This is a genomic window from Streptomyces sp. NPDC060000 (genome assembly GCF_042737375.1).
In the GTDB taxonomy this organism is placed as follows: Bacteria; Actinomycetota; Actinomycetes; order Streptomycetales; family Streptomycetaceae; genus Streptomyces.
In genome coordinates, this window is the sequence record NZ_JBHWUU010000095.1 from 1 (window position 1) to 25,644 (window position 25,644).

Here is a 25,644-nt window from a genome sequence, read left to right on the forward strand (position 1 = left end):
CTTTCCTCCGGGCGCTTCCCTTCGGTCTTGCGTTTCCGACTCTATCAGATCTTTTCTCGACCCGATTTCCTCGGTGCTTTCCAGGTTCTCGCTTTCGCGTTTCCCTTTCCGGCGGTTCCGACTCTATCAGATCCTTTCGGCGCTGATTCCCAGTCAGAGGGGGCTTGCCTTCCCGGCCGTTGGGCCGTTCCGACGTCTCAAACCTTAGCGGATCCGTCCGGCGGTTCCTAATCGAGCCGCCGGCCCCAAATCGAATTGAAATCGGGCACGCCGAATTCAACCCCGCTGGGAGATCGTGCTGGTGGTTTGTAGTGCCGCTAGTGCGGCGGAGGTGCCACCGAAGAACCGTTACGGCTCTCCGGCAACCCGAAGAACTCTACGGGGCCTGGAGAGGGGTGTCAACCGCCCCTGTCAAGATCTTTTGTCCCGCCAGGCGTGAGCTGCTCAGTCGAGGTCGCTGAGGCGGCCGCCGGCATCCGGCTGGGCGTGTTCCACCCGGCGCAGGAGCCTGGTCAGCACCTCACCCAGGACCGTCCGCTCGTCCGCGGACAGGTCCTGGAGCAGATCCTCCTCGAAGACGGTTGCCATGCGCATAGCCTCCAGCCACTTCTCGCGACCCTCGGAAGTCAGCTCGACGATCACGCGTACGCGGTTGGACTCGTCCCGATCCCGGGTCACCAGTCCCTCGGTGACCATGCGGTCGATCCGGTGGGTCATCGCGGCCGGGGTCAGGCCGAGGCGCTTGGCCAGGTCACTGGGGCCCAGGCGATACGGGGCGCCGGAGAGGACGAGGGCCTTGAGGACCTCCCACTCGGCGTTGCTGATGCCGAGGTCCGCGGTCTGGCGTCCGTAGGCGACGTTCATCCGGCGGTTGAGGCGGGACAGCGCCGAGACGATCTTCTCGATCTGCGGGTCGAGGTCCTGGAACTCGCGCTGGTAGGCCGCGATCTGTTCTTCGAGGGTCGGCTCGCCGCCGATGCCGGTGCCGACCGTGCCGGGGGTGTCGCCCATGGGGCAAGTATCGCACGCGCCTCGTTCGCGTTGAAGTTCTTCGAGGTGTACAGTTTAGCTTCTAACTTTAGCTTTGAAGTCTTCGGCTCTAAGTACTGAGGCAGCGGAAGTATCCCCGCTTCCCCTCATGCTCGTGCCGACGACGACTACCTGAGAGAGGTGAACGTGACCAGGGCGAGGGGCGCAGCGATGCGCCGGATCCACGTGGGCAACGCACTCAGCGCGTTCGGGCTCGGCTTCACCGTCCCCTACCTGTACGTCTATGTGGCACAGGTGCGGGGGCTGGGGGCGATGACGGCGGGGCTGGTCCTCGCGGTCTTCGCCGTGGCCGCGCTGATCGTGCTGCCGTTCGCGGGTCGGACGATCGTGCGGCGAGGTCCTCTGCCGGTCCTGCTCGCCGCCCTGGTCACCGCCGCGCTGGGCGCACTGAGCCTGGGGCTCGCCGGCAACTCCACCGCCGTACTGGCCGCAGCGGCCGCGCTCGGTGCCGGGCAGGCCGTGATGCAGCCGGCGCTGGCGACGATGATCGTGGACTGCTCGAGTGCGGAGACCCGGTCGCGGGCGTTCGCGACGCAGTTCTTCCTGCAGAACCTCGGGCTCGGGGTGGGCGGGCTGATCGGCGGGCATCTCGTCGACACCACGCGCGTGTCCTCGTTCACGCTGCTGTTCGCCATCGAGGCGGCCATGTTCCTGTTGCTGGCCGTCGTGATGTCGACCGTGCGGCTGCCGCACGGTCCGCACGTCGGGGACGCACCGCAGTCCGCGGGGCGCAGCTGGAAGCAGCTGCTCGGCAACCGGGCCATGGTGCAGTTGTGTGTGCTGGGGTTCGTGCTGTTCTTCGCCTGCTACGGACAGTTCGAGTCAGGACTGAGCGCGTACGGAGTGGAGGCCGCGGGGATCTCGACGTCCGCGCTCGGGACCGCGCTCGCCGCCAACACCGCGATGATCGTCGTCGCGCAGTTCGCCGTGCTGAAGTTCGTCGAGCGGCAGAAGCGGTCGCGGGTGATCGCGGCCGTGGGGCTGATCTGGGCCTTCGCGTGGGTCGTCGCCGGGTACGCCGGGCTGGGCCATGGCAGCCGGGAGATGGCTACGGCCGCGTTCGTGTCGACGTACGCGCTGTTCGGGCTGGGTGAGGCGATGTTGTCGCCGACGGTCGCGCCGCTGGTGGCCGATCTGGCGCCGGAGGGGATGGCCGGTCAGTACAACTCGGCGTTCGCCCTGGTGAAGCAGCTCGCGCTGGCCGTCGGGCCGGCGGTGGGCGGGCCGATGGGGGCCTCGCTGCACGCGCCGTACATCGTGACGTTCCTGCTGTTCTCGCTGGGGATCACCTACCTGGCGCTGCGACTGGGGCGGCAGCTGACCGCCGTCCAGGATCAGCCGTGGCTGGTGCGCAAGCGGGTGGTCGCGCGCGGTGGCGTGGTGGCGGAGCCGGTGGCCGCCGAAGCGTGAGGCGGGTGTGAGAGGCGGTCGTCGTCCGGGAGGGCGGCGGCCGCCTTTCGTGTCGGCGGGTGGGCGTGACGCGGCCGGGGCGCGCTCCCCTTCACTCCGATCGCGCCTGCGGTGGTCACTCCGGGGATTTCGGCAGGACGAACTCGCACCACACCGCCTTTCCGCCGTCCGGGGTGCGGCGACTGCCCCAGTGAGAGGCGATCGTGGCGACGATGGCGATGCCTCGGCCGGACTCGTCGCCGGGTTCGGCGCGTCGGCGGCGCGGGAGGTGGTCGTCGCCGTCGGTGACCTCGATGATCAGGCGGCGGTCGGTGCGGCGCAGTCGCAGCCGCATGGGCGGGGTGCCGTGCTGGAGGGAGTTGGCGACGAGTTCGCTGGCGGCGAGGACACCGAGGTCGTGCAGGTCGGGTGGGAAGCGCCAGCTGGTCAGGACACCGGAGGCGAAGGCACGCGCGCGTGGGGCCGCTTCGACTCCGCCGAGGAGCTCGAGGGCCGCGTTGCGGAACAGCTCGCCGTCGGGGCCGGTGCGGGCCGGGTGCTGGAGGACGAGAACGGCGACGTCGTCGTCGTGGTCGGCGGTGACGCCGGCCGAGCGGACGAGGCGGTCGCAGACGACCTGGGGGGTGCCGGTCGCGCCGGACAGGGCGCGCTCCAGGGACGCGATGCCTTCGTCGAGGTCTTCGTTCCTGCGTTCCACCAGGCCGTCGGTGTAGAGGACGGCCGTCGAGCCGGGGCCGAGCGGGATCGAGCCGGAGGCGTGCATCCAGCCACCGGTGCCCAGGGGCGGGCCGGTGGGTTCGTCGGCGCGCAGGACGGTGCCGCTGTCGTCCCGGACGAGGATGGGCAGGTGACCGGCTGAGGCATACACCAGTCGGCCCTCGTTGGGGTCGTGGATGGCGTACACGCACGTGGCGATCTGGTTGGCGTCGATCTCCGCGGCGAGGCCGTCGAGGAGCTGGAGGATCTCGTGCGGCGGCAGGTCGAGGCGGGCGTACGCCCGGACCGCCGTGCGGAGCTGGCCCATGACGGCTGCCGCGCGGACGCCCCGTCCCATGACGTCGCCGATGACGAGGGCGGTGCGGCCGCCGCCGAGGGTGATGACGTCGTACCAGTCGCCGCCGACGGCCGCCTCGGTGCCGCCGGGCTGGTAGGTGGCGGCGATGCGCAGGTCGTCGGGCTCTTCGAGCTCCTGGGGGAGGAGGGAGCGCTGGAGGGTGACGGCGGTCTCGCGCTGGCGCCGTTCACTGGTTCTGAGGCGTTCGGCGGCCTCGGCGTGGTCGGTGACGTCGGTGGCGAAGATCAGGACCGTGCCCTTGCCGTTGTCCTCGGCGGCCGGGGTGCAGGTGAAGGTGTAGGAGCGGCCGTCGGGTGCCTTGCGGGACTTCAGGGTCCGGGGCTTGCCGCTGCGCAGGGCCTGGTCGAGGAGGGGCGTGAGGCCGAGGTCGCGGAGTTCGGGGAGGGCCTCGGCGGCCGGTTCGCCGCAGGCGCGTACGCCGAAGGCCGCCGCGTAGGCGTCGTTGACGTAGGCGAGGCGGTGGTCGGGGCCGTGGACGAGGGCGACGAGGGCCGGGACGCGGTCGAGGACCTCACGGACCGGGAGTTCGTCGACGGCGGGCACCGGGGGCGGCTCGTCGGTGAGTCGTTCTGCGCGGGCCGCGGGTACGGAGCCTTCGCTCCGCCGGTCCGTGGTGGTGACCGGGTGCTCGGCTCGCGCGGCGGCGCGGCGCTGCGTTCCGGGGAGCCGGGCGCTCCAGCGCGTGAAGTTCACGAATCCTTGCCTCGTGTAGTCGTCGGCGGCCGGCTCCGGGCCCTGCCTGGGCTCCGGGGGCCGCGCGGCGGTGGCCGCACATTGTTACAGCACCCGGATGTGGAGCACGGGGAGCAGCCTCTTGGGTCGGGGGGCGGGTGGTGGCCCGCCGGGAAGGGCTCGGGAGGGGCTGGGGCAGGGAGCAGTCTGGCAGTGCGGCCGCCGTCCGGGCCGACATTCGTCAGACGTGGGGGCGGCCGGTGGAGTTCCTGGAGCCGGTCAGGACGACCCCTTCGGGTCGCCGGAAGACTCGTCAGAAGGCTTTCCACCGGCAGCGAGTTCGAACTCCGCGCGAGGATGTTCGAGCGATCCCAGAGAAACGATCTCCCGTTTGAAGAGCCCGGAGAGGGTCCATTCGGCGAGCACGCGCGCCTTGCGGTTGAAGGTGGGCACGCGGCTGAGGTGGTACGCGCGGTGCATGAACCAGGCCGGGTAGCCCTTGAGCTTGCGCCCGTAGACGTGGGCGACGCCCTGGTGGAAGCCGAGCGAGGCGACCGAGCCGACGTACTTGTGGGAGTACGCCTGGAGCGTTTCGCCGCGCAGGGAGCGCACGATGTTGTCGGCGAGGACCTTGGCCTGGCGGACGGCGTGCTGGGCGTTCGGGGCGGTCTCCTTGCCGGGCTTGTCGGCCGTCACGTCGGGGACGGCGGCGGCGTCTCCGGCCGCCCACGCGTGCGTGGCGCCGTCGATGGTGAGCTCGGGGGTGCATTTCAGCCGACCGCGTTCGTTCAGCGGGAGGTCGGTGGCGGCGAGCAGCGGGTGGGGTTTCACGCCGGCGGTCCACACGACCGTACGGGTCGGGAAGCGGGCGCCGTCACTGAGGACGGCGGTGCGGTCGGCGCAGGACTCCAGGCGGGTGTCGAGGCGCACGTCGATGTTGCGGCGGCGCAGTTCGCTGACCGTGTAGCGGCCCATGTCGGCGCCGACCTCCGGCAGGATCCGGTCGGAGGCCTCGACCAGGATCCACCTCATGTCCTCCGGTTTGACGTTGTGGTAGTAGCGCGTGGTGTAGCGGGCCATGTCCTCGAGCTCGCCGAGCGCCTCCACGCCCGCGTAGCCGCCGCCGACGAAGACGAAGGTGAGGGCCGCGTCGCGGATCGCGGGGTCGCGGGTGGAGGAGGCGATGTCCATCTGTTCGATGACGTGGTTGCGCAGCCCGATGGCCTCCTCGACGGTCTTGAAGCCGATGGCGTGGTCGGCCAGGCCCGGGATGGGGAGCGTGCGGGAGACGGAACCGGGCGCGAGGACGAGTTCGTCGTACGTCAGCTGCTGCGGGCCGGTGCCCTCTTCGTCGGTGGCGAGGGTGGTGAGGGTGGCGGTGCGCTTGGCGTGGTCGACGGCGGTGACCTCGCCGACCACGACCCGGCAGTGCGGCAGGACGCGGCGCAGGGGTACGACGACATGCCGGGGGGAGATGGAGCCCGCGGCCGCCTCGGGGAGGAAGGGCTGGTAGGTCATGTACGGGTCGGGTGTGACCACCGTGATCTCGGCCTCGCCCCGGCCGAGTTCCTGTTTCAGCTTCCGCTGGAGCCGCAGGGCCGTGTACATCCCGACGTAGCCGCCGCCGACAACGAGAATGCGCGCACGTTCCTTCACCATCCCATGACGCAACGAGCGCCGGAGTTTGTCCACAGCCCCGACAATTTGTGTGACCGCGAGTCGGGCGGGCGCAGGGTTGGCCGAAACACCGGCGTACGGGGCAGGAGCGCAGGTCAGCGGCTGTGCGCCGGGGTGCGGGAAGGGGTGCAATCAGGATGTATGCGGCCCGTACTCCGATCGGGGGGCGCTCCGTGCGGAACCTGCCCCTTCTGAATTGACTCCCTCTCAACTATGTTCGTGTGTCGACGGGGTGTCAGGGGGAGTGCTCTGCGGGTCTGCGACGGGTGGGCCCGGGAGACCGTCCCCTGTGTTCCACGCCCCGGACTTTCGATGGCGGGGAGAGTCTCCGGGGGGAGACGTCATTACCGGGGGATCATTCATGCACACTCACAATTCGCATTGGTCGTCCTCGTCCGCCCTGCCACCCGGCGGTGCGGTCGGGACGGCGGTGGGCAACGGACGTGGTGAAGGCGCGCGGACAGCACCGCTGCGCGTGGACGCACAGCGCAATCTGGAACACGTACTGCGGGCGGCCCGCGAGGTCTTCGGCGAGCTGGGTTACGGCGCGCCGATGGAGGACGTGGCACGGCGCGCGCGGGTCGGGGTCGGCACGGTGTACCGGCGCTTCCCGAGCAAGGACGTCCTGGTGCGGCGGATAGCCGAGGAGGAGACGTCCCGGCTGACCGATCAGGCGCGGGCGGCGCTCGGCCAGGAGGACGAGCCGTGGTCGGCGCTGTCGCGCTTCCTCCGGACGTCCGTGTCGTCAGGCGCCGGACGGCTGCTGCCGCCTCAGGTGCTGCGGGTCGGGGCCTCGGAGGACGGCACCGACGGTGTGCCGGCCGACGAGGCACGGGTGCCGCAGCAGCGGACCCAGCCGGGCGGTGGCGAGCTTCGGATCGTTGCGGGCGACGGCACGAAGGCCGCGGTCGGCGACGCCGGGGCGGCAGCGCTGCTCGAGGTCGTGGGCCGGCTCGTGGAGCGCGCGCGGGAGGCGGGCGAGCTGCGGACCGACGTGTCGGTGTCGGACGTACTGCTGGTCATCGCGACGGCTGCACCCTCGCTGCCGGATCCGGCCCAGCAGGCGGCGGCCTCGGCACGGCTGCTGGACATCCTGCTGGAGGGCTTGCGGTCGCGGCACTCTTCGTGAGGGTCGGGGCCCTGAGCACCGGGGCCCGGGGCGGCACCGTCAGCGGAGCTGGGGCGGGTGGCTCGATTGGGTGACTGAGGGGTGGGGGTACCACGTACCCCCACCCCTCGCTCATTGCGCCGAACATTCGAGATATTTCGGCCATGGCGTTCAACTGCTGCCGCTGGAATGGCAGTTGAACCTTCCCTGTATGGGTGAAAACCAGGACTGGATTGCGTTAGGTGCCCGCGGACGAGCGGGCGGCCCGTCGCGCGGGGTTCTGAACAAAAGCCAATATGGCACTCTGACCCGGTGGTCAGGACTGGTGGGGCAGGCGGGGGCTTCCGCGATGAGTGTTGACGGTGGGGACGAGTCGGTCGGTTCGTCCGGTGACGGTGAAGGCGACGCGGGGGCAGACGGCCTGACCTCACCGCAGGTGCCGAGCCAGGGCGGACTCGCGAGCGGTGCCGGCGGTCCGCTGCACAAGTCTCCGAGCAGCCGCCTGAACAGCCCCTTGGGTGATCCGGTGGTCCGGCCGCCGGCCCGGTCGGTGGTCCGGCCGCCGGGCGATCCGGCCGAGGGCGGTGTTCCGGCGCAGCGCAAGCGGCGCGCCGAGGGCATCCTGCCGCCGCCGAGGGACGTGCCCACCACCGACAGCGACCTGATCGGCCGGATGCGTGCGGGTGACGACACGGCGTACGAGGAGCTGTACCGTCGGCACGCCGACGCCGTACGCCGCTACGCACGCACCTGCTGCCGGGACGCGTACACCGCCGACGACCTCACCGCCGAGGTCTTCGCCCGCATGCTCCAGGCGGTGCGCGGCGGCTCCGGGCCCGAGTACGCCGTCCGCGCCTACCTCCTCACCTGCGTCCGGCGCGTGGCCGCCGACTGGACGCGGTCGGCGAAGCGCGAGCAGCTCGTCGACGACTTCGCGGTGTTCGCCACGCAGTCCGCCCGCTCCCGCGAAGTCGCCGACGACACCGCGTCCATCGGCTCCTTCGGAGCGGGCCTGGACCTGGGCGCCGACGTGCGCGCGATGCACGGGGCCGAGCAGTCCATGGCCATGCAGGCCTTCCGCTCGCTGCCCGAACGCTGGCAGGCGGTGCTGTGGCACACCGAGGTCGAGGACGAGTCGCCGAGCGAGGTCGCCATGCTCTTCGGCCTCGACGCCAACGGCACGCGCGTGCTCGCCAGCCGCGCCCGGGAGGGCCTCAAGCAGGCCTACCTCCAGGCCCATGTCAGCGCCACCCTCACCAACGACGAGGAGTGCGCGGGCTACGCCGACCAGCTCGGCACCTACGCCCGCCGCAGGCTGCGCACCCGCGCCGAACGGGGGCTGCGCAAGCACTTGGAGGAGTGCGCCAAGTGCCGGCTGGCCGCTCTGCAGATCGAGGAAGTCGCGGGCAGCATCCCGGCCGTCGTGCCGGTCGCGGTCATCGGCTGGTTCGGCGCCGCCGGGTACGCCAAGGCGGCCGCGCTCATCGCCGGCGGTGCCGGAGCGGGTGCGGCGGGCGCCGCGGGCGCGGCCGCCGCGGCGGGCGGCTCCTCGGGCGGGGCGAGCGCCGGGAGCGGCGCGCTGGCCTCGGAGGGGCTGGGCGCCCCCGTGAAGGCCGGTATCGCCGCCGGTGTGGTCGCGGTGGCGGCCGCCGCGGTCGCCCTCACCCTCGTCGGCCACGACGCTCCCGCCACGCGGCCGGAGGCCAGGCCCCCGGCGTCCGCGCCTGCCCCGGTCGCGCAGCCCGAGGAGCAGACAGCCACGCCCGCACCGGTACCGGCGAACGGTCGCGAGCCGGAACCTCCGGTGATCGTCCCGGCGGCGGCCCCGACATCGTCCCCCACGCCATCCACCCCGCCTCGGCCGACGCCCACGCCCACTCCGGCCCCCGCGCCCACACCCACTCCGCCGCCCGCCCCGGCAGCGTCGCCCACCCCGGCGCCCACGCCCACACCCGGGCCCCCTCCGCCGCCCGCCCCGGTCGTCTATCCGCTGAGCGGGCTGTCCTTCGACGTCAGCGGCGACGGGACCGGACCCGAGATCCGGCTCCGGGCCAGCAGCTGGGGGTGGCAGCGGTACGGGCTGTCCATCGCGGGCCGGCAGTACACGCGCGGGATTACCGTGCACGGCGACTCCGCCGTCACCGTCGATCTCAACCGCGCGTGCACCTCCTACGACGGGCTCGTCGGCGTCGACGATCTGACCATGAAGCTCGGCAAGGTCTCCTTCGCCGTCTACGCCGACGGGAACCGGCTCTGGTCGTCCGGGGTGATCGAGGGCGGCGACCCGGCTGTCCCCGTCCATGTGGACCTCACCGGCCGCACCACCGTGCGGCTGGTGGTCGAGCCGTACAGCGGCTTCGACTCGGTGGCGCTCGCGGACTGGGCGGAGTCCGGGTTCACCTGCTCGTAGGCGCCTGCGCGGTCGCGACCGGCGGCCCGGCCGGGTGGTCCCGCACGCCGTCCGTGAGCTCGCGCAGGGCGTCGGTCACCGTCAGGGCGGCGCCGCGGACCCGCTCGGCCGTACAGCGCTCGGCGCCCAGGGCTTCGCGGGCCGCGGCCTCGGCCCGCTCGGCCCGGACGTGCTGCGGGGCGGGACGCGGATGGGGGCCGCGCAGGGCGTCGGCGGCCGCGAGGAGACGCGTCGCGCGCGAGTGGTCCCCGAGCCGGACCAGCAGCTCCGCCGCGCTGTCCAGGATCGACGAGGTGACCGCCTCGGCGCACTGGTCGGCCACCGCTCGGCGCAGCGTGTCGGCGAGCATCGGCAGACCGTGCTCCGGGCCGGACTCGGCGGCGGTGAGGTCCGCGTCGACCATGTTCAGCGCCGCCGTGAACTGGGGCGGCGGGGTGCCCGAGCCGATCGCCGCGCGGGTCTCGTCGCAGAGCACGCGCGCGTGGGCCACGTCCTCCTCCTGCAACGCGATGTGGGCGCGCAGCAGGAGGACGAACGCCCGCACATCCAGCACGCCGTAGCGCTGTGCGCTGTGGTCCGCCTCGTCCAGAGTGGCCTTGGCGCCGTCGACGTCACCCGCGCGGTAGGCGATCTCCGCCAGTCGGGCGATGAGGAAAGGCGACTCGGCGTACGCCCCGACCTCGTAGGCGAGACGCAGCGCCTCGCGGTACTCCCGCTCCGCCTCCGCGAAGCGGCTGCGTGCCATCTCCGCCTCGCCCGCCGCGCCGCACACCTGGGCCCGCATCCAGCGGTCGCCGACACGCAGGCTGAGCACCCGCAGCTCCGCCAGGTCGTCGTCCACGCCGTGCAGTCCGCCCGGCGAGTCGACGACCATGTGGGTACGGAACATCAGGGCGCACCCGAGCTCCCAGTCCCCGCCGTACAAACGGCAGTTGGCGACTGTCATGTCCAGGATCCCCCGGACGTCCACCATGTCCCGCAGCTGGAAGGCAGTCAGGGGCCAGAGCAGGCCGGGCATCCGCGCCGCTTGCGGGCCGCCCGGTTCGTAGTCGGCGCGCAGGCGGACCAGGTACTCCCGGTAGCGCGAGTCCGCCACGAAGTCCTTCGGCTCGGACTCCGACAACAGGAACAGGTGCAGCATCCGCAGGCTCATCCGCCGCTCGTGCCGGGGATGGGCGTCGCCCGTGGCGGCGGGTGTCCTGAGGAAGGCGTCGACGGGGTCGACGGCCGCCATACGGGCGGCGAGGCCGGAGAGGTCGGCCGGAGCGGTGAGGTCAGCGGGCGCAGTGAGGTCAGCGGGCGCAGTGAGGTCAGCGGGCGCAGTGAGGGCGGTGGGGGCGGTTAGGTCAGTGGGGGCGGTGAGTTCGGTGGGTGTCGCATCGGGCGCGGGTGTCCGGAGGGTGTCCAGGACGGCGCCCAGGCGCAGGGTCCGGTCGGTCCAGTCGGCGCCCTCCTGGCGGTAGTTGCGCAGCCACCAGAACCAGCCCGTGGCGAGGCAGAGGGCGGCGGCCTCCTCCTCGTCGCCCGCCATGAGCGCGCGCTGGAGACCCACCCGGATGTTGTCCAGTTCGGTCTCCAGGCGGGAGATCCAGGGGAGTTGCTCGGCGGAGCGCAGCAGCGGGTCGGCCCGCTCGACGAGCGCGCGCACCCACGCGCGGTGTCGCTTTCGGGTCGCCGCGCGGGACCGGGGCAGTTCGGCGGCGCGTTCGGTGGCGTACTCGTGGATCGTCTCCAGCATGCGGTAGCGCATCTCGCCCCCGCCGGTCCGCTCGCACGGCGCGGCCACCACCAGGGACTTGTCTACGAGCGCGCCGACGAGGTCCGCGACCGGGCCGCCGCACACGGCTTCGGCCGCCTCCAGGTCCCAGCCGCCGGCGAAGACCGACAGCTCGCGCAGCAGCGTGCGCTCCGGCTCGTCGAGCAGGTCCCAGGACCAGTCGACGACGGCACGCAGGGTCTGCTGGCGGGGCAGGACCGTGCGGCTGCCCGAGGTGAGGAGGCGGAACCGGTCGTCGAGGCGGTCGGCGATCTGACGCGGGGTGAGCAGCCGGAGCCGGGCGGCGGCCAGTTCGATGGCGAGCGGCAGTCCGTCCAGCCGCCGGCAGATCTCCGCGATCGCCTCCTCGTCCCGCAGAACGGCGGCCGCGTCGGGGCGGGCGGCGGCCGCGCGCTCGGTGAAGAGGCGGTGCGCCTGGTCGGGGAGGAGGGGCTCGACCGGGCGGACCGCCTCACCGGGGACGCCCAGGGGTTCACGGCTGGTGGCGAGGATCGTGAGCCCGGGGCAGCGGGTGAGGAGGGTCTCGGCGAGGGCGGCGGCCGCGCCGATGACGTGTTCGCAGTTGTCAAGGATCAGGAGCTGGCTGCGCGGGGCGCAGTACTCGACGAGCAGGGCGACCGGGTCGTCCTGCGGGGGCGTCAGGTCGGTGGTCATCAGGACGGTCTCGCGCAGACCGAGGGCACTGACCACCGCGCCCGGCACCGCCTCCGGCCGGTCGAGCGGCGCCAGCTCGGCCAGCCACGCCTGCGGGAGCCCGGCGGCGGCTTCCTCGGCGAGGCGGGTCTTCCCGGAGCCGCCCGGTCCGGTGAGCGTGACGAGACGGGCCCTGTGCAATGCGGAACGGATGGCGCCGAGCTCGGGTTCCCTCCCCACGAAAGAGGTAAGCCGCGGACGAATGTTGCCGGTGCGCTCGGGGAGTTGCAGCGGGGTACGGGGCCCCGGCGGATCCGCCGGGGCGGGGGCGGGGGTCGCGGCGAGGTCATGGGCCGGTGCGGGGGCATGGGCCGAAGCGGGGCCATGGGCCGGCGCAGGGCCGCGTGCCGAAGCGGGGCCATGGGTTGAGGGGCCGTGGGCTGGAGCAGAGGCCTGTGCCCGTGCGGGCCCGTTGATCGGTTCCGGACCGTAGGTCGAATCGGACCCGTGGGCCGGTGCAAGCCCGTGGGCCGGTTCCGGGCCCCGGGCCGGTGCAGGCGCCTGCGCCCGTGCGGGCCCGTTGATCGGTTCCGGACCGTAGGTCGAATCGGGCCCGTGGGCCGGTGCAGGCCTGTAGGTCGAAGCGAGTCCGTGCGTCGGCTCAGGCCCGTTGATCCGTTCCCGGCCCTGGATCGAAGCGGGCCCTTGTGCCGGTGCCGACCTATTGATCCGTTCCGGGCCGTAGGCCGACGCAGGCCCGTGGAACCGTTCCAGGTCGTAGGCCGACGCAGGCCCGTGGATCCGTTCCGGGCCCGAACCCGGGCCCGAACCCGAACCCGGGCCCGGTGCCGGTGCCGGTGCAAGTCCAGGGGGCGGTTTCGGGCCGTTGAGGAGTTCGGTGTGCAGGGCTCGCAGGTGTGGGCCCGGGTCGGTGCCGAGGCCGTCGGCGAGGGTGCGGCGGGCGGTCTCGTACGCGGCGAGGGCGTCGGCGTCGCGGCCGGAGTCGCGCAGGGCGCGGATGAGGAGGGCGTGCAGCGGCTCGTCGTACGGGTGCGCCGCGGTCAGTTCGGTCAGCGGCGGTACGGCTTCGCGGGCGCGGCCCAGGACGAGGTCCGCCTCGGCGCGGGCGCGGGTGGCCTCCAGCCGGAGGGCCTCGGGGCGGGCGGCCGCGGTGCGGGCGGGGAGGTCGGCGAGGGCGGGGCCGCGCCAGAGGGCGAGGGCGTCGTCCAGGGTGCGGGCGGCGGTGCGTGCCTCGCCTCGCCGCAGGGCTTCGATGCCCTGACGTACGAGTCGTTCGAAGACGAAGAGGTCGACGTCGTCCTCGGTCGCGGCGAGGCGGTAACCGCCCGGCTCGGAGGTGACGCTGTCCTTGCCGAGGGCGCGGCGGAGGCGGCCGATCAGGGCCTGGAGGGCAGCGGGGGCGTCCTGGGGCGGTGTCTCGGCCCAGACCTCGTCGATGAGCGTTTCCGGGGTGGCGAGACGGCCCGGGCGGAGGGCCAGGGCCGTGAGGACGGCACGCAGACGAGCACCGGGTACGGGTAGGGCGGTGCCTTCGTCGTCCGCTGTCTGGGTGACGCCCAGAATTCTGTACCGCACCCGTTCATTGTCACCGGGGGTGAGGCGTAGGGCACGGTGTTCGGGGCCTGTCCCAGGAGCGATGGGTTGCTCACCCCCCGGAGGAGACGGCCCGTCTCTGGGGAGCGATGCCCGCCGGTACCGCACGTGCGCGTGCCGGTGTGCCGGTCCAGCAGGTGCCCCTGCGGGACAGGAGGCGGCGGAGCCAGAGTTCCAGGGAGATCAGGTCGGCCAGGCCGTCCAGGGGGAGGGGCTCGCCCGCCGCGGCGGCCCGGAGGGCCTTGCGGACCACTCTCGCCTCGATCAGGCCGGCTTCGGCGAGGAGGGGTGCCTCGAAGAGGGCGAGGAGGGGGTCCATGGCCATCCGCAGGCCGGCCCGGGCCGCCGCGGTGGCGGATGCCTGCGAGGGGGCGCCCCAGCCGGGCGGAAGGTCGGTGACGCCTGCGCCCTTCAGGACGGTGCGCAGGATCGCGGCACGGGCCCCCGGTTGCACGCGCAGGGTCTCGGGAAGCGCACGGCACGCGCGGACGACCTGGTTGTCGAGGAACGGCGCGTGCAGTCGCTGGGAGCGGATCTCGGCGGCCTGTTCCAGGACGCGCAGGTCCATGGCGTGCCGGGCGAGGGCCGCGCGGGCGCGGTAGTCGCCCGGCCGCTGGCCGGGTCCCACGCCGGTGCGGTGCGCGGCCCCTTGGAGGCGAACCGATACTTCAGCCAGCGCCTCCCCCGTCAGCCAGCGGGCGGCCGGGCCCGCTCCGCCCCAGGTGAGGGCCGCCAGGGAGGCCCCGACGGCGCCCGGGGGGTCGTCGAAGCTGAAGCTGCGGTGCAGGAGGCGTTCGGCCAGTCCCTCCACGCCCGTGCGGTAGGGCGTCCGGGCCAGCCGACGGGCCGCGCCGTACACGCGCGCGGGGACGAGCACCGAGCCGTCGGCCTTGGTCAACGCCGCCATCGGGCGCACCAGGTGACGGCGTTTGCGGTCCATCAGCAGGTCCGCGAGTCGGGCCGGGTGGGCGTCCAGCACCTGCCGGGCGCCGTAGCCCGTGAAGTGGTCCGCGCTGCCCGCCGCGAGGCGTGCCCGGTGGCGGGCGGCGGTGACCAGGCTCGGGCCGGGTTCGTCGGTCAGCGGGCCGTCCAGGTCGGCGTACGGCAGGGTCTCCTCGCCGCCCGCCGCCACGACGTGGTGCAGGCGCGGGTTGGCCGCGAGGGCGCCGGCCCGTTCCAGCTCGGCCTCGCGTCCGCCGACGGCCAGGTCGTTGAAGGTGACGGCCAGCAGCCGCTCCCCCGCGCCCGTGCCGTGGCCGAGCAGTGTGCCCGGCATTCCGGGCAGGCCCGCCGCGAGGAGCGCCAGCGTGGCGGACGCAGGCCCGCCGGAGAGGTCCGCGCCGATGCCCGGAACCGGCATCCCGCGCGCGGCGCGCCGTTCCGCCGGTCCCATGCCGGGCACGGGGCCGGGGTCGATGTCGGGGACGTGCCGGGGCGCGGACAGACGCGCGCGTACCGCCTCGATGAGCGCGTCGCGTACGGCACCGACCGCGCTGTCCGGGTCGGCCGGGGGCGCCGCCACGGCGAGCGAGGCGACCGGCTCGTACCCGGCGACCTCACGTGCCCCGGCGCGCAGGATCAGCGCGTGCCCCGGCGGAATGCGACGCACGCCGTCGTACGGGGTGGAGTCGTGCAGGGCGGCCGGTACGTCGGGGGCGGCCAGCAGCGCCGCCAGGTGGCCGAAGTCGAGGTTGGCCTCGATGAGGTCGGCCAGCGGCAGCGCGGCCGTCGCGTACGCCGTGCCGCCGGCCCAGGGAGTGTGGAACACCGGACGCGCGCCCGCCAGATCGCCGCAGACGGTGATGCGCCGGCCCACCTGGACGATCGCCGTGTAGCTGCCCGACCAGGCCGTCAGATGCCGAAGTGCCCCTCCGCGCGCGGCGAACAGTCCGACGCGCAGCTGCTCGTCGGTCGCGCCGCAGGTGCCGAGGACCGCGACCCGGGTCTGTGCGTCGGCCTTGACCACCCGTACCTCGTCGGGGCGCCAGTCACCGACCGCCCAGAGCGGATCGGGGTCGCCCCACAGGAGTTGGGAGCCGACCGGGTGCAGCGTCTCGCCGTCAAGGCCGACCCCGCCCCCGTACGACGCACCGTCGTCGCGGCGGCCGTCGTAGCCGACGGTCCCACCCGGCGCACCCGCGGCGGTGCTGCTCCATCCCACCAACCACCGCATGGACGCCTCCACAGGCTGTGGACAACCGAGTGCACCGTACGAACGGTTCACCATGCTGCCACGAGAAACGCGCCGTAGAAGGAGGCGGCGCCGCTTGTGATGCGGCGACTGTGCCCGCGTCAACTCACCGGTGACCACGGGGGTGTCCCTGTGCACCCCGGTGTCGGCGACGTGAATGCGCCCCCGGTACGCTCCCCGAAAACGCCCTGCGCGCCCTCGATTTCCGTGGTGGGAGGCGTTGCCCCCCACAGAACACAGGGTCGATTTTCGGCCAAATCCCCGCCGTGCGACCCCCGTCGAGAACCTCCCGCGCAGGCTCCGCACACGGTCCGTGCACACGCGCGTGCCCATCCGGGCTCGCGCCGGTCCGGGAGGCGGAGTGCGCCCCCCGGACCGCTCCGCCGCCCGCGGGGATGTAGGCGGCGGTGTCCCCCAGCCCACTGGATCCAGTACAGCGGGCCGACCCACGCAGAGCCCATGCAATCGCTCCCACGGTGGCCGGAGAAGAGCGCACGGCCGGGCGCACGGCCACACAGCGGGGGCACGCCGCGACGGTCCGTACCTGCGCCCGGATTTTCGTACGGACCACAATCCCGCCAACCGGAAGAATGCCCCTTAACGCTTGGGATGCGGCGAACTACGCTGGGTTTACGAATGCCGCATGGTTATGCCAGCGCGGCAGCCGTCTGTGTCGAGGGGTGGCGCAATGTCCAGGGAGCAACGCGGGCCGAACGAAAAACTCGGCACCGTTCTCGCCCTCGCGGGAATCAGCAACGCAGGACTCGCGCGACGCGTCAACGATCTTGGCGCTCAACGCGGGTTGACTCTTCGCTACGACAAGACGTCCGTGGCGCGCTGGGTGTCGAAAGGCATGGTGCCGCAGGGCGCCGCGCCGCACCTCATCGCGGCCGCCATCGGTCAGAAGCTCGGCCGCCCGGTGCCGCTCCACGAGATCGGCCTGGCGGACGCGGATCCCGCGCCCGAAGTGGGCCTCGCCTTCCCCAGGGACGTCAACCAGGCCGTGCGCTCGGCCACGGAGCTCTACCGCCTCGACCTCGCCGGCCGCCGGGCCGGTTCCGGAGGCATCTGGCAGTCACTGGCCGGATCGTTCGCAGTAAGCGCGTACGCGACGCCCGCCTCACGGTGGCTGATAGCCCCGGCCGACAGTTCGGTGGCACGTGACGTACACCTCGTGGAGGAGTCCGGCGCACCGCTCAAAGTCGGCCACAGCGATGTGCAGAAGCTGCGGGAGGCCGCCGAGGACGCCAGACGCTGGGACTCCAAGTACGGGGGCGGCGACTGGCGTTCGTCCATGGTCCCGGAGTGCCTGCGGGTGGAGGCGGCGCCGCTGCTGCTCGGCTCCTACTCCGACGAGGTCGGCCGGGCCCTGTTCGGGGCCAGTGCCGAACTGACCAGGCTGGCGGGGTGGATGGCCTTCGACACCGGTCAGCAGGAGGCCGCGCAGCGCTACTACATCCAGGCGCTGCGGCTGGCCCGCGCGGCGGCCGACGTACCCCTGGGGGGTTATGTCCTGGCCTCCATGTCCCTGCAGGCCACGTACCGCGGCTTCGGGGACGAGGGCGTCGATCTCGCGCAGGCGGCCCTGGAGCGCAACCGGGGGCTGGCCACGGCCCGCACCATGAGCTTCTTCCGGCTCGTCGAGGCACGCGCGCATGCCCGCGCGGGGGACGCGCATGCCGCCGGCACGGCGCTGAAGGCCGCCGAGGGCTGGCTGGAGCGGTCCCGGGAAGGCGACCACGATCCGTCCTGGCTCGGCTTCTACTCCTACGACCGCTTCGCCGCCGACGCCGCCGAGTGCTACCGCGACCTGAAGGCACCGCGTCAGGTGCGGAGGTTCACCGAGCAGGCGCTGTCCCAGCCCACGGAGGAGTTCGTGCGGTCGCACGGGCTGCGGCTCGTCGTCTCGGCGGTCGCCGAACTGGAGTCGGGAAACCTCGACGCCGCCTGTGCGCAGGGCGTGCGGGCCGTGGAGGTGGCCGGGCGTATCTCCTCCGCCCGCACCACGGAGTACGTCAAGGACCTCCTGCATCGGCTGGAGCCCTACGGCGACGAACCGAGAGTGGTGGAACTGCGGGAGCGGGCCCGGCCGCTGCTGATGACTCCGGCGTAGGACCGGATCCGTCACGGCGGAGCCGCACACCGGCACGGCCCCACCGCCGCGCCGCCGGTCGGCAGGACGCCCGCCCCGGGTTTGAAGGCACTGTCAGTGGCGCAGTGCACTATCGAACCCGGGAGGTGGTGCACGTGCCGAAGATCGCTTACGACAGTGATGTGCTCGTGGTCGGCGGCGGCATCGTCGGGCTGTCCACGGCGTATGCGATCACGCGTGCCGCACCGGGCACGCGGGTGACGGTGCTGGAGAAGGAGCCGGGAGTGGCCCGGCACCAGACCGGGCGCAACAGCGGGGTCGTCCACAGCGGGATCTACTACCGGCCGGGGTCGCTGAAGGCGCGGTACGCGGTGCGGGGCGCGGCCGAGATGACGAAGTTCTGCGCGGAGTACGGCATCGAGCACGCCGTCACCGGCAAGCTGATCGTCGCCACCGAGCGGGCGGAGCTGCCCCGCCTGCACGCGCTCGTGCAGCGCGGCCGGGAGAACGGGATCGCGGTCCGGGAGCTGGGTGCCGCCCAGATCGCGGAGTACGAGCCCGAGGTCCGGGGGCTCGCCGCGATACGCGTGTGTACGACGGCGATCTGCGACTACACGGCCGTCGCACGGCAGCTGGGCCAGGCCTCCGGGGCGGAGCTCCGCTACGGGGCGCGGGTCGTGCGGATCGACCGGCGGCCGGAGCGCGGCGTGGCCGTGCTCACCGCGCGCGGGGACGTCGTACGCGGGCGGGTGCTGGTGAACTGCGCCGGGCTCTACTCGGACGAGGTCGCCCGGCTGACGGGGGACGAGCCCGAGGTACGGATCGTGCCGTTCCGGGGCGAGTACTACGAGCTGGCGCGGCCGGAGCTGGTGCGCGGGCTGGTGTATCCGGTGCCCGATCCGGCGTTCCCGTTTCTCGGCGTCCATCTGACCAGAGGCATCGACGGAAGCGTGCACGTCGGGCCCAATGCCGTGCCGGCGCTGGCCCGCGAGGGGTATGGGTGGGGCGTCGTACGGCCCGCTGAAGCGCTGTCGACGGCGGCCTGGCCCGGGGTGTGGCGGATGGGCAGACAGCACTGGCGGTACGGGGTCGGGGAGCTGCGGCGGTCGGTGTCGAAGGGGGCGTTCGTGGGCGCGGTGCGCCGGCTGCTGCCCGCGGTGGAGGAGGACGACCTGGTGCGGTCGGCGGCCGGGGTACGGGCCCAGGCGGTGCTCCGGGACGGCGGGCTGGTGGACGACTTCCTGATCCGGGAGGGGGCCCGAGCGGTCCACGTCCTGAACGCACCCTCACCGGCGGCCACCGCCTCGCTGCCGATCGGCCGGGAGGTGGCACGCCGGGCGCTGGGCGCGCTGGCGAGCGCGTGAGCGCTCGGACACCGGGCCTCGGGCGGGGGCGGGCAGGCAGGTCGGGCGGCCCCGTAAAATCGAGCGCACTGTGTCTGATTCCGTGAGCACCCCCGAAGTCCCCCAGCCCTTTCCCGGCGGCGAGCACCACCCGGGCGAGTCCGTTCGGCATACCCGCGCGAAGGGGGAGCCCCGGTTCCCCGACGGGCCCAAGGCCGATCCCGCCGGGTCGCACTTCGAGCGGCGGATCCGGAGTTTCCAGCCCCGGCGCAGCCGGGTGACGGCCGGGCAGGCGGACGCGTTGCAGCGGCTGTGGGCCAATTGGGGCCTCGACATCGACGGGCACTCCGTGGACCTCGTCGAGCTGTTCGGCGAAAACCGTCCCGTCGTGCTGGAGATCGGCTTCGGGATGGGTGAGGCGACCGCGCAGATGGCGGCCGCCGACCCGGACACCGGCATCCTGGCGGTGGACGTGCACACGCCCGGCCAGGGGAACCTGCTCAACCTCGCGGACCGGACCGGGCTGACCAACGTCCGGGTCGCCAACGGCGACGCGATCATCCTGCTGCGCGAGATGCTGCCGGCGGACTCGCTCGACGGGCTGCGCGTCTACTTCCCCGACCCCTGGCCGAAGAAGCGGCACCACAAGCGGCGCCTCATCCAGCCGGAGTTCCTCGACCTGGCCGCGACGCGGCTGAAGCCGGGCGCGCTGGTGCACTGCGCCACGGACTGGGAGCCGTACGCCGAGCAGATGCTCGAGGTGCTGACCGCGCATCCCGCCTTCGAGAACACCCGGGCCGACGGCGGGTTCGCGCCCCGGCCCGAGTTCCGGCCGCTGACCCGTTTCGAGGGTCAGGGGCTGGACAAGGGTCACGTCGTGAACGATCTGCTCTTCCGTCGCGTACAGCATCGAGTCCGGCCCGGGGCTCGCTGACCGGCCGAGGGATCACCGACCACCGACCGACCGCTCCCCTCCACCACAGTCCCCTCCCTCGTTAGGGTCGATGCCGTGGCCATCAGTCCTCCGTTTCCGCCCTACCCGCCGCATCCCGGCGGCCCGCCCGAGGACGGTGTGCTGCGGCACGCTCACTGGTGGCAGCGCAGGTGGGTGCGGTACGGGGCGCTGATCACCCTGCTCACACTGTCCGGCCTGGTCATCCTCGCCCTGGTGCGCGAACAGACCGGCACGGAGGGTTTCCTGGTGGGACTCGGACTCGCCGTACTGCCCGTGCCGCTGCTGATCGCCGCCTTCCGGTGGCTGGACCGGGTCGAGCCCGGCCCCTGGCGGAATCTGGTCTTCGCGTTCGCCTGGGGCGCGTGCGCGGCGGCCCTGATAGCCATCATCGCCAACAGCTTCGCGACCAGATGGATAGCCACCGCGACCGCCGACCCGTCCGGCGCGGACACCATCGGGGCGACCGTCATAGCGCCGATCGTCGAGGAGTCCGCCAAGGCCGCCGCCGTCCTGCTGGTGTTCCTCTTCCGCAGGCGGGACTTCACCGGCATCGTCGACGGCGTGGTGATAGCCGGGGTCACCGCCACCGGCTTCGCCTTCACCGAGAACATCCTCTACCTCGGCACCGCCTTCGGCACCGACCAGCTCACGGGCGACAGCGGCATCGCCTCCGTCACCGCCGCGACCTTCTTCGTACGCGTGATCATGTCGCCGTTCGCGCACCCCCTGTTCACCGTCCTGACCGGCATCGGCTTCGGCGTCGCCGCGCTCTCCGGGGACCGTCAGCACCTGCGGCGCGGGCTGCTCCCGGTGTGCGGGCTGCTCCTCGCGATGGGCATGCACGCCCTGTGGAACGGCTCCTCGTCGTTCGGCGAGTTCGGGTTCTTCGCGGTGTACGCGGCGTTCATGGTGCCCGCGTTCGGGCTGCTGACCTGGCTGGTGGTGTGGACGCGCCAACGCGAACTGCGCACCGTACGCGAGGAGCTGCCCGCCTACGCGGCCGCCGGCTGGCTCACGCCGGCCGAACCGTTCGCGCTCGGCTCGATGCGGGCCCGGCGGCTGGCCCGGGAGTACGCCGACCGCCACCTGGGCAAGTCCGCGGCGTGGGAGGTGGCGCGGTACGAGGCGTACGCGACGTCCCTCGCGTTCCTGCGGCACCGCGGCCGCCGGGGACGGGCCGACGCCGACTTCCTCGTACGCGAGCGGGAGCTGCTCAACGAACTGTGGCGGCGCAAGGACGTCGCCCGGCCCGCGCTGGACCACGCGGCCCGGATGACCGCCCCGCCGGTACGGGTGACCCCGCCGCCCTGGCCGGTGTACGGGGTGTACGGATACGGCCAGGGACCGGCATACGGCCAGGGACCGGGGTACGGCCGGGGACCGGGGTACGGCCAGGGCCACAGCACCGGATTCGGGCACTCGGCTGGACCGGCGTACGGGAGCCCGGCGGGACCGGGGTACGGGAGCCCGGCGGGACCGGGGTACGGATACGGGTACCCCGCAGCACACGGCCCCGGACCGGGGCCGGGATTCGGCCCCGGATTCGGACCCGGACCCGGATTCGGGTCCGGACACGTGCCCGGACCCGGATTTCCGTCAGAGCCCCGTCCCGCCCCCCACCCGCACCAGTAGGTCGGGCGAGGCAGGTCAGACCGAGGCAGGTCAGGCCGAGGCCCGGTTCAGCCGGGTGATCTCCTCCGCCGTCAGTTCCAGCTGCGCGACCCCGAGCAGAGCCGGCAGCTGCTCGACCGTGCGCGCGGAAGCGATCGGCGCGGCCACCGTCGGCTGCGCGACGAGCCACGCCAGGGCGACCGTGGGGATCTCGATGTCATGGGCCTGGGCGATCTCGTCCAGGGCGGTGAGGACGTTCCGGCCCCGCTCCGTGTCGAGGTGCTTGGCGGCACCGGCGGCGCGGGCGCTCTGCACGGTCGTACCGGGCCGGTACTTGCCGGTGAGGAAACCGGCGGCCAGCGCGAAGTACGGGACGGCGGCGAGACCGAAGCGGGCGGCGACGTCCTGGAGGCCGCCTTCGTAGGTGTCGCGCGAGACCAGGTTGTAGTGGGGCTGGAGGGCCACGTACCGGGCCAGGCCCTCCCGGTCGGAGAACTCCAGGGACTCCCGGAGCCGCTCGGGCGAGATGTTGGAGGCGGCGATGTGCCGCACCTTGCCCGCCTTCACCAGTTCGTCGAGCGCTCCGACGATCTCCTCGACGGGCACCTCGGGCTTGTCGAAGTGCGTGTAGTAGAGGTCGATGTGGTCGGTGTCCAGACGGCGGAGCGAGGCGTCGGCGGCGGCCTTGATGTTGTCGGCGGACAGACCGGGGAACTCGGGGTGCTGGCTCACCTTGGTGGCGATCACGACGTCGTCGCGGTTTCCCCGGGCCTTCACCCACCTGCCGATGATGGTCTCGGACTCGCCACCGCTGTTGCCCTCGATCCACGCCGTGTAGGAGTCGGCGGTGTCGACGAAGTTGCCGCCCGCGGCCGTGTAGGCGTCGAGTACGGCGAAGGAGGCCGTCTCGTCGGCGGTCCAGCCGAAGACGTTGCCGCCGAGGGAGAGCGGGAAGACCTCGAGGTCGGAGGAGCCGAGCTTGCGAAGAGAAGTCATGCTTCGTCTCAACGGGCGCCGACGGCCCGCCCATTCCGGGCGTGACGCGAAGAACATGTGAACGGCGCCTGTGGACGGCACAGACCGGCAGCCCCGACGCGGAGGGCGCCGGGGCTGCCGAGGTGGATCAGGGTGTCCGCGGGAGAGGGACCGCTCAGGGGTTGATGCCCTTGCCGCGCAGCCATGCCGCCGGGTCGATGCCGTCGGCGCTGCCGCCCGGGTGGACCTCGAGGTGGAGGTGGGCCCCGGTGACGTTCCCGGTCGCGCCCACCCGGCCGATCACGTCACCGGTGGCGACCTTCTGGCCGACACTGACGCTGATCGACGACTGGTGGCAGAACCACAGCTCGGTGCCGTCGTCCAGGGTCAGGATGGTGCGGTAGCCGTAGGAACCGGCCCAGCCGGCCTCGGTGATGGTGCCGCTGTGGACGGCCTTGATGAGCGTGCCCGTGGGCGCGGCGAAGTCGAGACCCGTGTGGTAGCCGGAGGACCAGAGGGAACCGGCCTGACCGAAGGTCGAGGTGATGGTGTACGAGGAGGTCGGCAGGGTGTACTGCTTGGCCAGCTCGGCCAGGCGCGCGGCCTCGACCTTCGCGGCGGCTTCCTCGGCGGCCTTCTTCTTGGCGGCGGCCGCCTTGGCCTCCGCCTCCTTCTCGGCCTTGGCGACGGCGTCGGCCTCGGCCTTGGCCGCCACGGCGGCTGCCTTGACCTCGACCTGGGACTGCTGCGACTCGGCCTGCGCCATGATCCGGCTGCGCAGGGCCTCGCCGGCGTCGGAGGCGCTCTCGTCGGCGTCCACGGGGGCTTCGGTTCCGAAGCCGGCGAAGGCCGACGGGGCTTCCTGGGCGGGCTGGTCGTCGGAGATGAGCGAGCCCACGTTGGGCAGGTCCGGCATCGAGATGGAGACCGGGGCCTTGCCGGTGTTGGCACTGGCCATGCCGCCCGCGCTGACGGCGGCTATGACGCCGACGCCGAGGACGGTGGAGCTGCGGGCGAATCCGCCGCCGCGCTGCTTGGCGACGCGGTGCTTGCCGCGTGCCGGGCGAATGGACTCCGCGGTGGGGTTCCATTCCTCCCAGGGGCCCTCGTCAGTGCGGTAACCGCCGTAGCCGAAGGTCTCGGTGGACCGCTGGCTCGGCGCGTACGGGGCTTCTGGGGCAGGCGGGTTGGACGCCACGCGGGCGCGCTCCTTTCCTTCCGTCGCCTACCGGGTTAGCTGACGGGTTCGGAGCGGGAAGGTCTCCTACGCGCGTATACCGGCCGTGGACTCTGCGAGTTCACGGCGGCTTCCGCGTGATTCACCCCAAGGTGGTGGTTCCCCGGTTCCCTTGCGGGATTCGGCACGTGCCGCACGGAGCCGACTCTGGTGCCGGCTGGGACGACCGCGCTGCGTTATCGAACGTTAATAGACCCGGGGGCGGTATTCCAAGCCGTTCTTCTTGATCAATAACATTCGTGGCCTGGACTTTCGGGCCACCAGTGGTGAAAAACGGGCGAGTTGACCGCGCCTCGCCCTACCCCGGAAACGCTTCATCAGTCACAGGCGTTTTGATGGTGACTCGTTCGTTATGCGCAGAGCGGTCATCCGATCACGAAGAGTGAGGGAGTGACTGGCGAGCACGCCCGGGGGCCGGTGAACGCGCCGAAGGCCGGAACCCTTTCGGATTCCGGCCTTCGGCCATCAGTAGCGGGGACAGGATTTGAACCTGCGACCTCTGGGTTATGAGCCCAGCGAGCTACCGAGCTGCTCCACCCCGCGGCGATGAACACAACTGTACGCCATCAGCGGGACAGAAAGCACATCGGTTGATCCGCGGTGCCTCAGCGGTCTCGGAGAAGGTGGCCGTTCGGGTCCTTCGCACGCTCCTCGTACTCCGGAAGTACGAGGACGTCGACACCCTGGGCGGCCAGCAGACCGCTTCCGTCCGCCTCCGTGACGAAGGTGTTCGGTTCCCGCCAGGCCGTGACCACCCTGCGCACGCCCGCGTCGAGGATGAGCCGGGTGCAGGGGGCCGGGCGGGAGGAGCGGTGGGCGCACGGCTCGAGGCTGCTGTAGACGGTGGCAGTGGACAGGCGGGGGTCGGCGGGGTCGAGCTTCGCGAGGGCCGCCTCCTCCGCGTGCACGACCGGGTCGCCGGCCTCACGGGAGTGGCCGCGCGCCAGCTCCGTGCCGTCGGCGGCCACGATCACCGCGCCGACACTGAAGGCGGTCCGCGACGGCGGACAGTCGGCCGCGAGTGCGCAGGCGAGGGCCAGCCAGTGGCGGTCGGCCGCGACGGACAGCGGTCCGGCGCCGGGGGCGGTGGGCTCGTAGCGGTTCAGGACGACGTCCTCGATGCGCCGGGTCTCCAGCAGGCGCAGGCGTCCGCCCTGGTAGCCGCCCGGCCCGAACAGCCGGGGCGCGTGCGGGTCTCCGACGAACAGCGGGGCGAGGACGAGCTGGAGTTCGTCGGCGAGGCCCTGCCGCAGCAGCTGGGTGTGGACGGTTCCGCCGCCCTCCACCATGAGACGCCGCACGCCGCGCACGTCGTGGAGGTGCTCGAGAAGACGGCGCCAGTCCAGTTCGGGGCCGAGCGCGACGGCATCCGCGGCGATGCCGAGGGTCCGGACCCGCTCGGCGCCCTCCTCCGTCGTGTACACGACCTTCTCGCCGCCCGTGTGCCAGAAGTTCGCCGCCGGGTCGAGGTCGCCCGAGCCGCTGACGGTGACCTTGAGGGGGTAAGGCGGCAGTCCGGCGGCCACGCGGGAGGCGCGGCGCTCCGGGGAGTTCACGAGGAGCCGGGGGTTGTCGGCGCGGATCGTTCCGGCGCCGATGAGGATGGCGTCGACGGAGGCCCGTACCTCGTCGACGCGGTCGAAGTCGGCGCGGCTGGAGAGGAGCAGGCGCTCGGGCGTGGTGTCGTCCAGGTAGCCGTCGAGGGACACGGCGGCGGACAGCAGGACGTACGGGTACGGCATCGACGCGGCTCCCCGGGCTCGGCCCGACGGACGGCGGTATGACGGCGGTCCGAAGGCGGTCTGGCGGTGGTC

15 protein-coding genes, 1 tRNA gene and 1 riboswitch are annotated in these 25,644 nt (G+C 72.6%); of the genes, 7 read left to right on the plus strand and 9 right to left on the minus strand.

Annotated features, from left to right (window positions below; genetic code table 11):
- Positions 1-444: 444 nt before the first annotated feature.
- Positions 445-1,011: a MarR family winged helix-turn-helix transcriptional regulator gene (locus ACFWBB_RS36355; RefSeq protein ID WP_385281538.1), complete on the minus strand. Its 567-nt coding sequence runs from the start codon at positions 1,009-1,011 to the stop codon at positions 445-447.
- 189 nt (positions 1,012-1,200) lie between these two features.
- Here ACFWBB_RS36355 and ACFWBB_RS36360 point away from each other — a divergent pair, with 189 nt between their 5' ends.
- Positions 1,201-2,460, plus strand: coding sequence for an MFS transporter (locus ACFWBB_RS36360; RefSeq protein WP_385281541.1), 1,260 nt, complete (start codon positions 1,201-1,203; stop codon positions 2,458-2,460).
- Between the two features lie 115 nt (positions 2,461-2,575).
- Here the strand turns inward: ACFWBB_RS36360 and ACFWBB_RS36365 are convergent, their stop codons facing one another.
- Together ACFWBB_RS36365 and ACFWBB_RS36370 are read right to left on the minus strand one after the other, a co-directional pair.
- Positions 2,576-4,228: a SpoIIE family protein phosphatase gene (locus ACFWBB_RS36365; RefSeq protein ID WP_385281543.1), complete on the minus strand. Its 1,653-nt coding sequence runs from the start codon at positions 4,226-4,228 to the stop codon at positions 2,576-2,578.
- 258 nt (positions 4,229-4,486) lie between these two features.
- Positions 4,487-5,866 (minus strand): NAD(P)/FAD-dependent oxidoreductase, encoded by a 1,380-nt coding sequence (locus ACFWBB_RS36370; protein WP_385281546.1) that lies wholly within the window; start codon positions 5,864-5,866, stop codon positions 4,487-4,489.
- 379 nt (positions 5,867-6,245) lie between these two features.
- Between ACFWBB_RS36370 and ACFWBB_RS36375 the strand changes: the two genes are divergently transcribed.
- Both ACFWBB_RS36375 and ACFWBB_RS36380 read left to right on the plus strand, forming a co-directional pair.
- A complete protein-coding gene (locus ACFWBB_RS36375) occupies positions 6,246-7,013 on the plus strand; it encodes a TetR/AcrR family transcriptional regulator (RefSeq protein ID WP_385281549.1) in 768 nt (255 codons plus the stop codon).
- A gap of 328 nt (positions 7,014-7,341) precedes the next feature.
- Positions 7,342-9,402 (plus strand): sigma-70 family RNA polymerase sigma factor, encoded by a 2,061-nt coding sequence (locus ACFWBB_RS36380; RefSeq protein WP_385281552.1) that lies wholly within the window; start codon positions 7,342-7,344, stop codon positions 9,400-9,402.
- Here ACFWBB_RS36380 and ACFWBB_RS36385 read toward each other — a convergent pair.
- Together ACFWBB_RS36385 and ACFWBB_RS36390 are read right to left on the minus strand one after the other, a co-directional pair.
- Complete coding sequence (locus ACFWBB_RS36385; protein ID WP_385281554.1) at positions 9,389-13,408, minus strand: BTAD domain-containing putative transcriptional regulator; 4,020 nt, start codon at positions 13,406-13,408, stop codon at positions 9,389-9,391. The two genes, ACFWBB_RS36380 and ACFWBB_RS36385, sit on opposite strands and share 14 nt — an antisense overlap.
- Positions 13,409-13,478: 70 nt before the next feature.
- The gene (locus tag ACFWBB_RS36390) at positions 13,479-15,599 is read right to left on the minus strand and encodes an asparagine synthase-related protein (protein WP_385281556.1); all 2,121 of its coding nucleotides are present in this window, start codon (positions 15,597-15,599) and stop codon (positions 13,479-13,481) included.
- 706 nt (positions 15,600-16,305) lie between these two features.
- On the opposite strand from ACFWBB_RS36390, the gene ACFWBB_RS36395 reads away from it, so the two are divergent.
- The 4 genes from ACFWBB_RS36395 to ACFWBB_RS36410 all read left to right on the plus strand — a co-directional run bounded on the left by ACFWBB_RS36395 (position 16,306) and on the right by ACFWBB_RS36410 (position 21,639).
- On the plus strand, positions 16,306-17,730 hold the full coding sequence (locus tag ACFWBB_RS36395) for an MFS transporter (RefSeq protein WP_385281559.1): 1,425 nt from the start codon (positions 16,306-16,308) through the stop codon (positions 17,728-17,730).
- Positions 17,731-17,855: 125 nt separating this feature from the next.
- The gene (gene lhgO / locus ACFWBB_RS36400; protein WP_385281595.1) at positions 17,856-19,073 is read left to right on the plus strand and encodes an L-2-hydroxyglutarate oxidase; all 1,218 of its coding nucleotides are present in this window, start codon (positions 17,856-17,858) and stop codon (positions 19,071-19,073) included.
- Between the two features lie 70 nt (positions 19,074-19,143).
- Positions 19,144-19,986 (plus strand): tRNA (guanosine(46)-N7)-methyltransferase TrmB, encoded by an 843-nt coding sequence (gene trmB / locus ACFWBB_RS36405; protein ID WP_385281562.1) that lies wholly within the window; start codon positions 19,144-19,146, stop codon positions 19,984-19,986.
- A gap of 75 nt (positions 19,987-20,061) precedes the next feature.
- Entirely contained in the window at positions 20,062-21,639 is a 1,578-nt protein-coding gene (locus ACFWBB_RS36410; RefSeq protein WP_385281565.1) for a PrsW family intramembrane metalloprotease, read from the plus strand.
- 30 nt (positions 21,640-21,669) lie between these two features.
- On the opposite strand, the gene ACFWBB_RS36415 is transcribed toward ACFWBB_RS36410, so the two are convergent.
- The 4 genes from ACFWBB_RS36415 to ACFWBB_RS36430 all read right to left on the minus strand — a co-directional run bounded on the left by ACFWBB_RS36415 (position 21,670) and on the right by ACFWBB_RS36430 (position 25,572).
- Positions 21,670-22,614 carry an aldo/keto reductase gene (locus tag ACFWBB_RS36415; RefSeq protein WP_385281567.1) on the minus strand — a complete coding sequence of 315 codons (945 nt, stop codon included), beginning with the start codon at positions 22,612-22,614 and terminating at the stop codon, positions 21,670-21,672.
- A 154-nt stretch (positions 22,615-22,768) separates the two neighbouring features.
- Positions 22,769-23,791, minus strand: a complete 1,023-nt coding sequence (locus tag ACFWBB_RS36420) for a M23 family metallopeptidase (protein ID WP_385281570.1) — start codon at positions 23,789-23,791, stop codon at positions 22,769-22,771.
- Positions 23,792-23,800: 9 nt separating this feature from the next.
- A riboswitch (cyclic di-AMP (ydaO/yuaA leader) is annotated at positions 23,801-23,967 on the minus strand.
- Positions 23,968-24,299: 332 nt separating this feature from the next.
- Positions 24,300-24,373, minus strand: a tRNA-Met gene (locus ACFWBB_RS36425).
- A gap of 62 nt (positions 24,374-24,435) precedes the next feature.
- A complete protein-coding gene (locus tag ACFWBB_RS36430) occupies positions 24,436-25,572 on the minus strand; it encodes a dihydrofolate reductase family protein (RefSeq protein ID WP_385281572.1) in 1,137 nt (378 codons plus the stop codon).
- Positions 25,573-25,644 lie beyond the last annotated feature (72 nt).

Coding starts and splice junctions, on each gene's coding strand:
- ACFWBB_RS36355 (WP_385281538.1), bottom strand. CDS start 1,011: ATGGGCGACACCCCCGGCACGGTCGGCACCGGCATCGGCGGCGAGCCG.
- ACFWBB_RS36360 (WP_385281541.1), top strand. CDS start 1,201: ATGCGCCGGATCCACGTGGGCAACGCACTCAGCGCGTTCGGGCTCGGC.
- ACFWBB_RS36370 (WP_385281546.1), bottom strand. CDS start 5,866: ATGGTGAAGGAACGTGCGCGCATTCTCGTTGTCGGCGGCGGCTACGTC.
- ACFWBB_RS36375 (WP_385281549.1), top strand. CDS start 6,246: ATGCACACTCACAATTCGCATTGGTCGTCCTCGTCCGCCCTGCCACCC.
- ACFWBB_RS36380 (WP_385281552.1), top strand. CDS start 7,342: ATGAGTGTTGACGGTGGGGACGAGTCGGTCGGTTCGTCCGGTGACGGT.
- ACFWBB_RS36390 (WP_385281556.1), bottom strand. CDS start 15,599: ATGCGGTGGTTGGTGGGATGGAGCAGCACCGCCGCGGGTGCGCCGGGT.
- ACFWBB_RS36395 (WP_385281559.1), top strand. CDS start 16,306: ATGTCCAGGGAGCAACGCGGGCCGAACGAAAAACTCGGCACCGTTCTC.
- ACFWBB_RS36415 (WP_385281567.1), bottom strand. CDS start 22,614: ATGACTTCTCTTCGCAAGCTCGGCTCCTCCGACCTCGAGGTCTTCCCG.
- ACFWBB_RS36430 (WP_385281572.1), bottom strand. CDS start 25,572: ATGCCGTACCCGTACGTCCTGCTGTCCGCCGCCGTGTCCCTCGACGGC.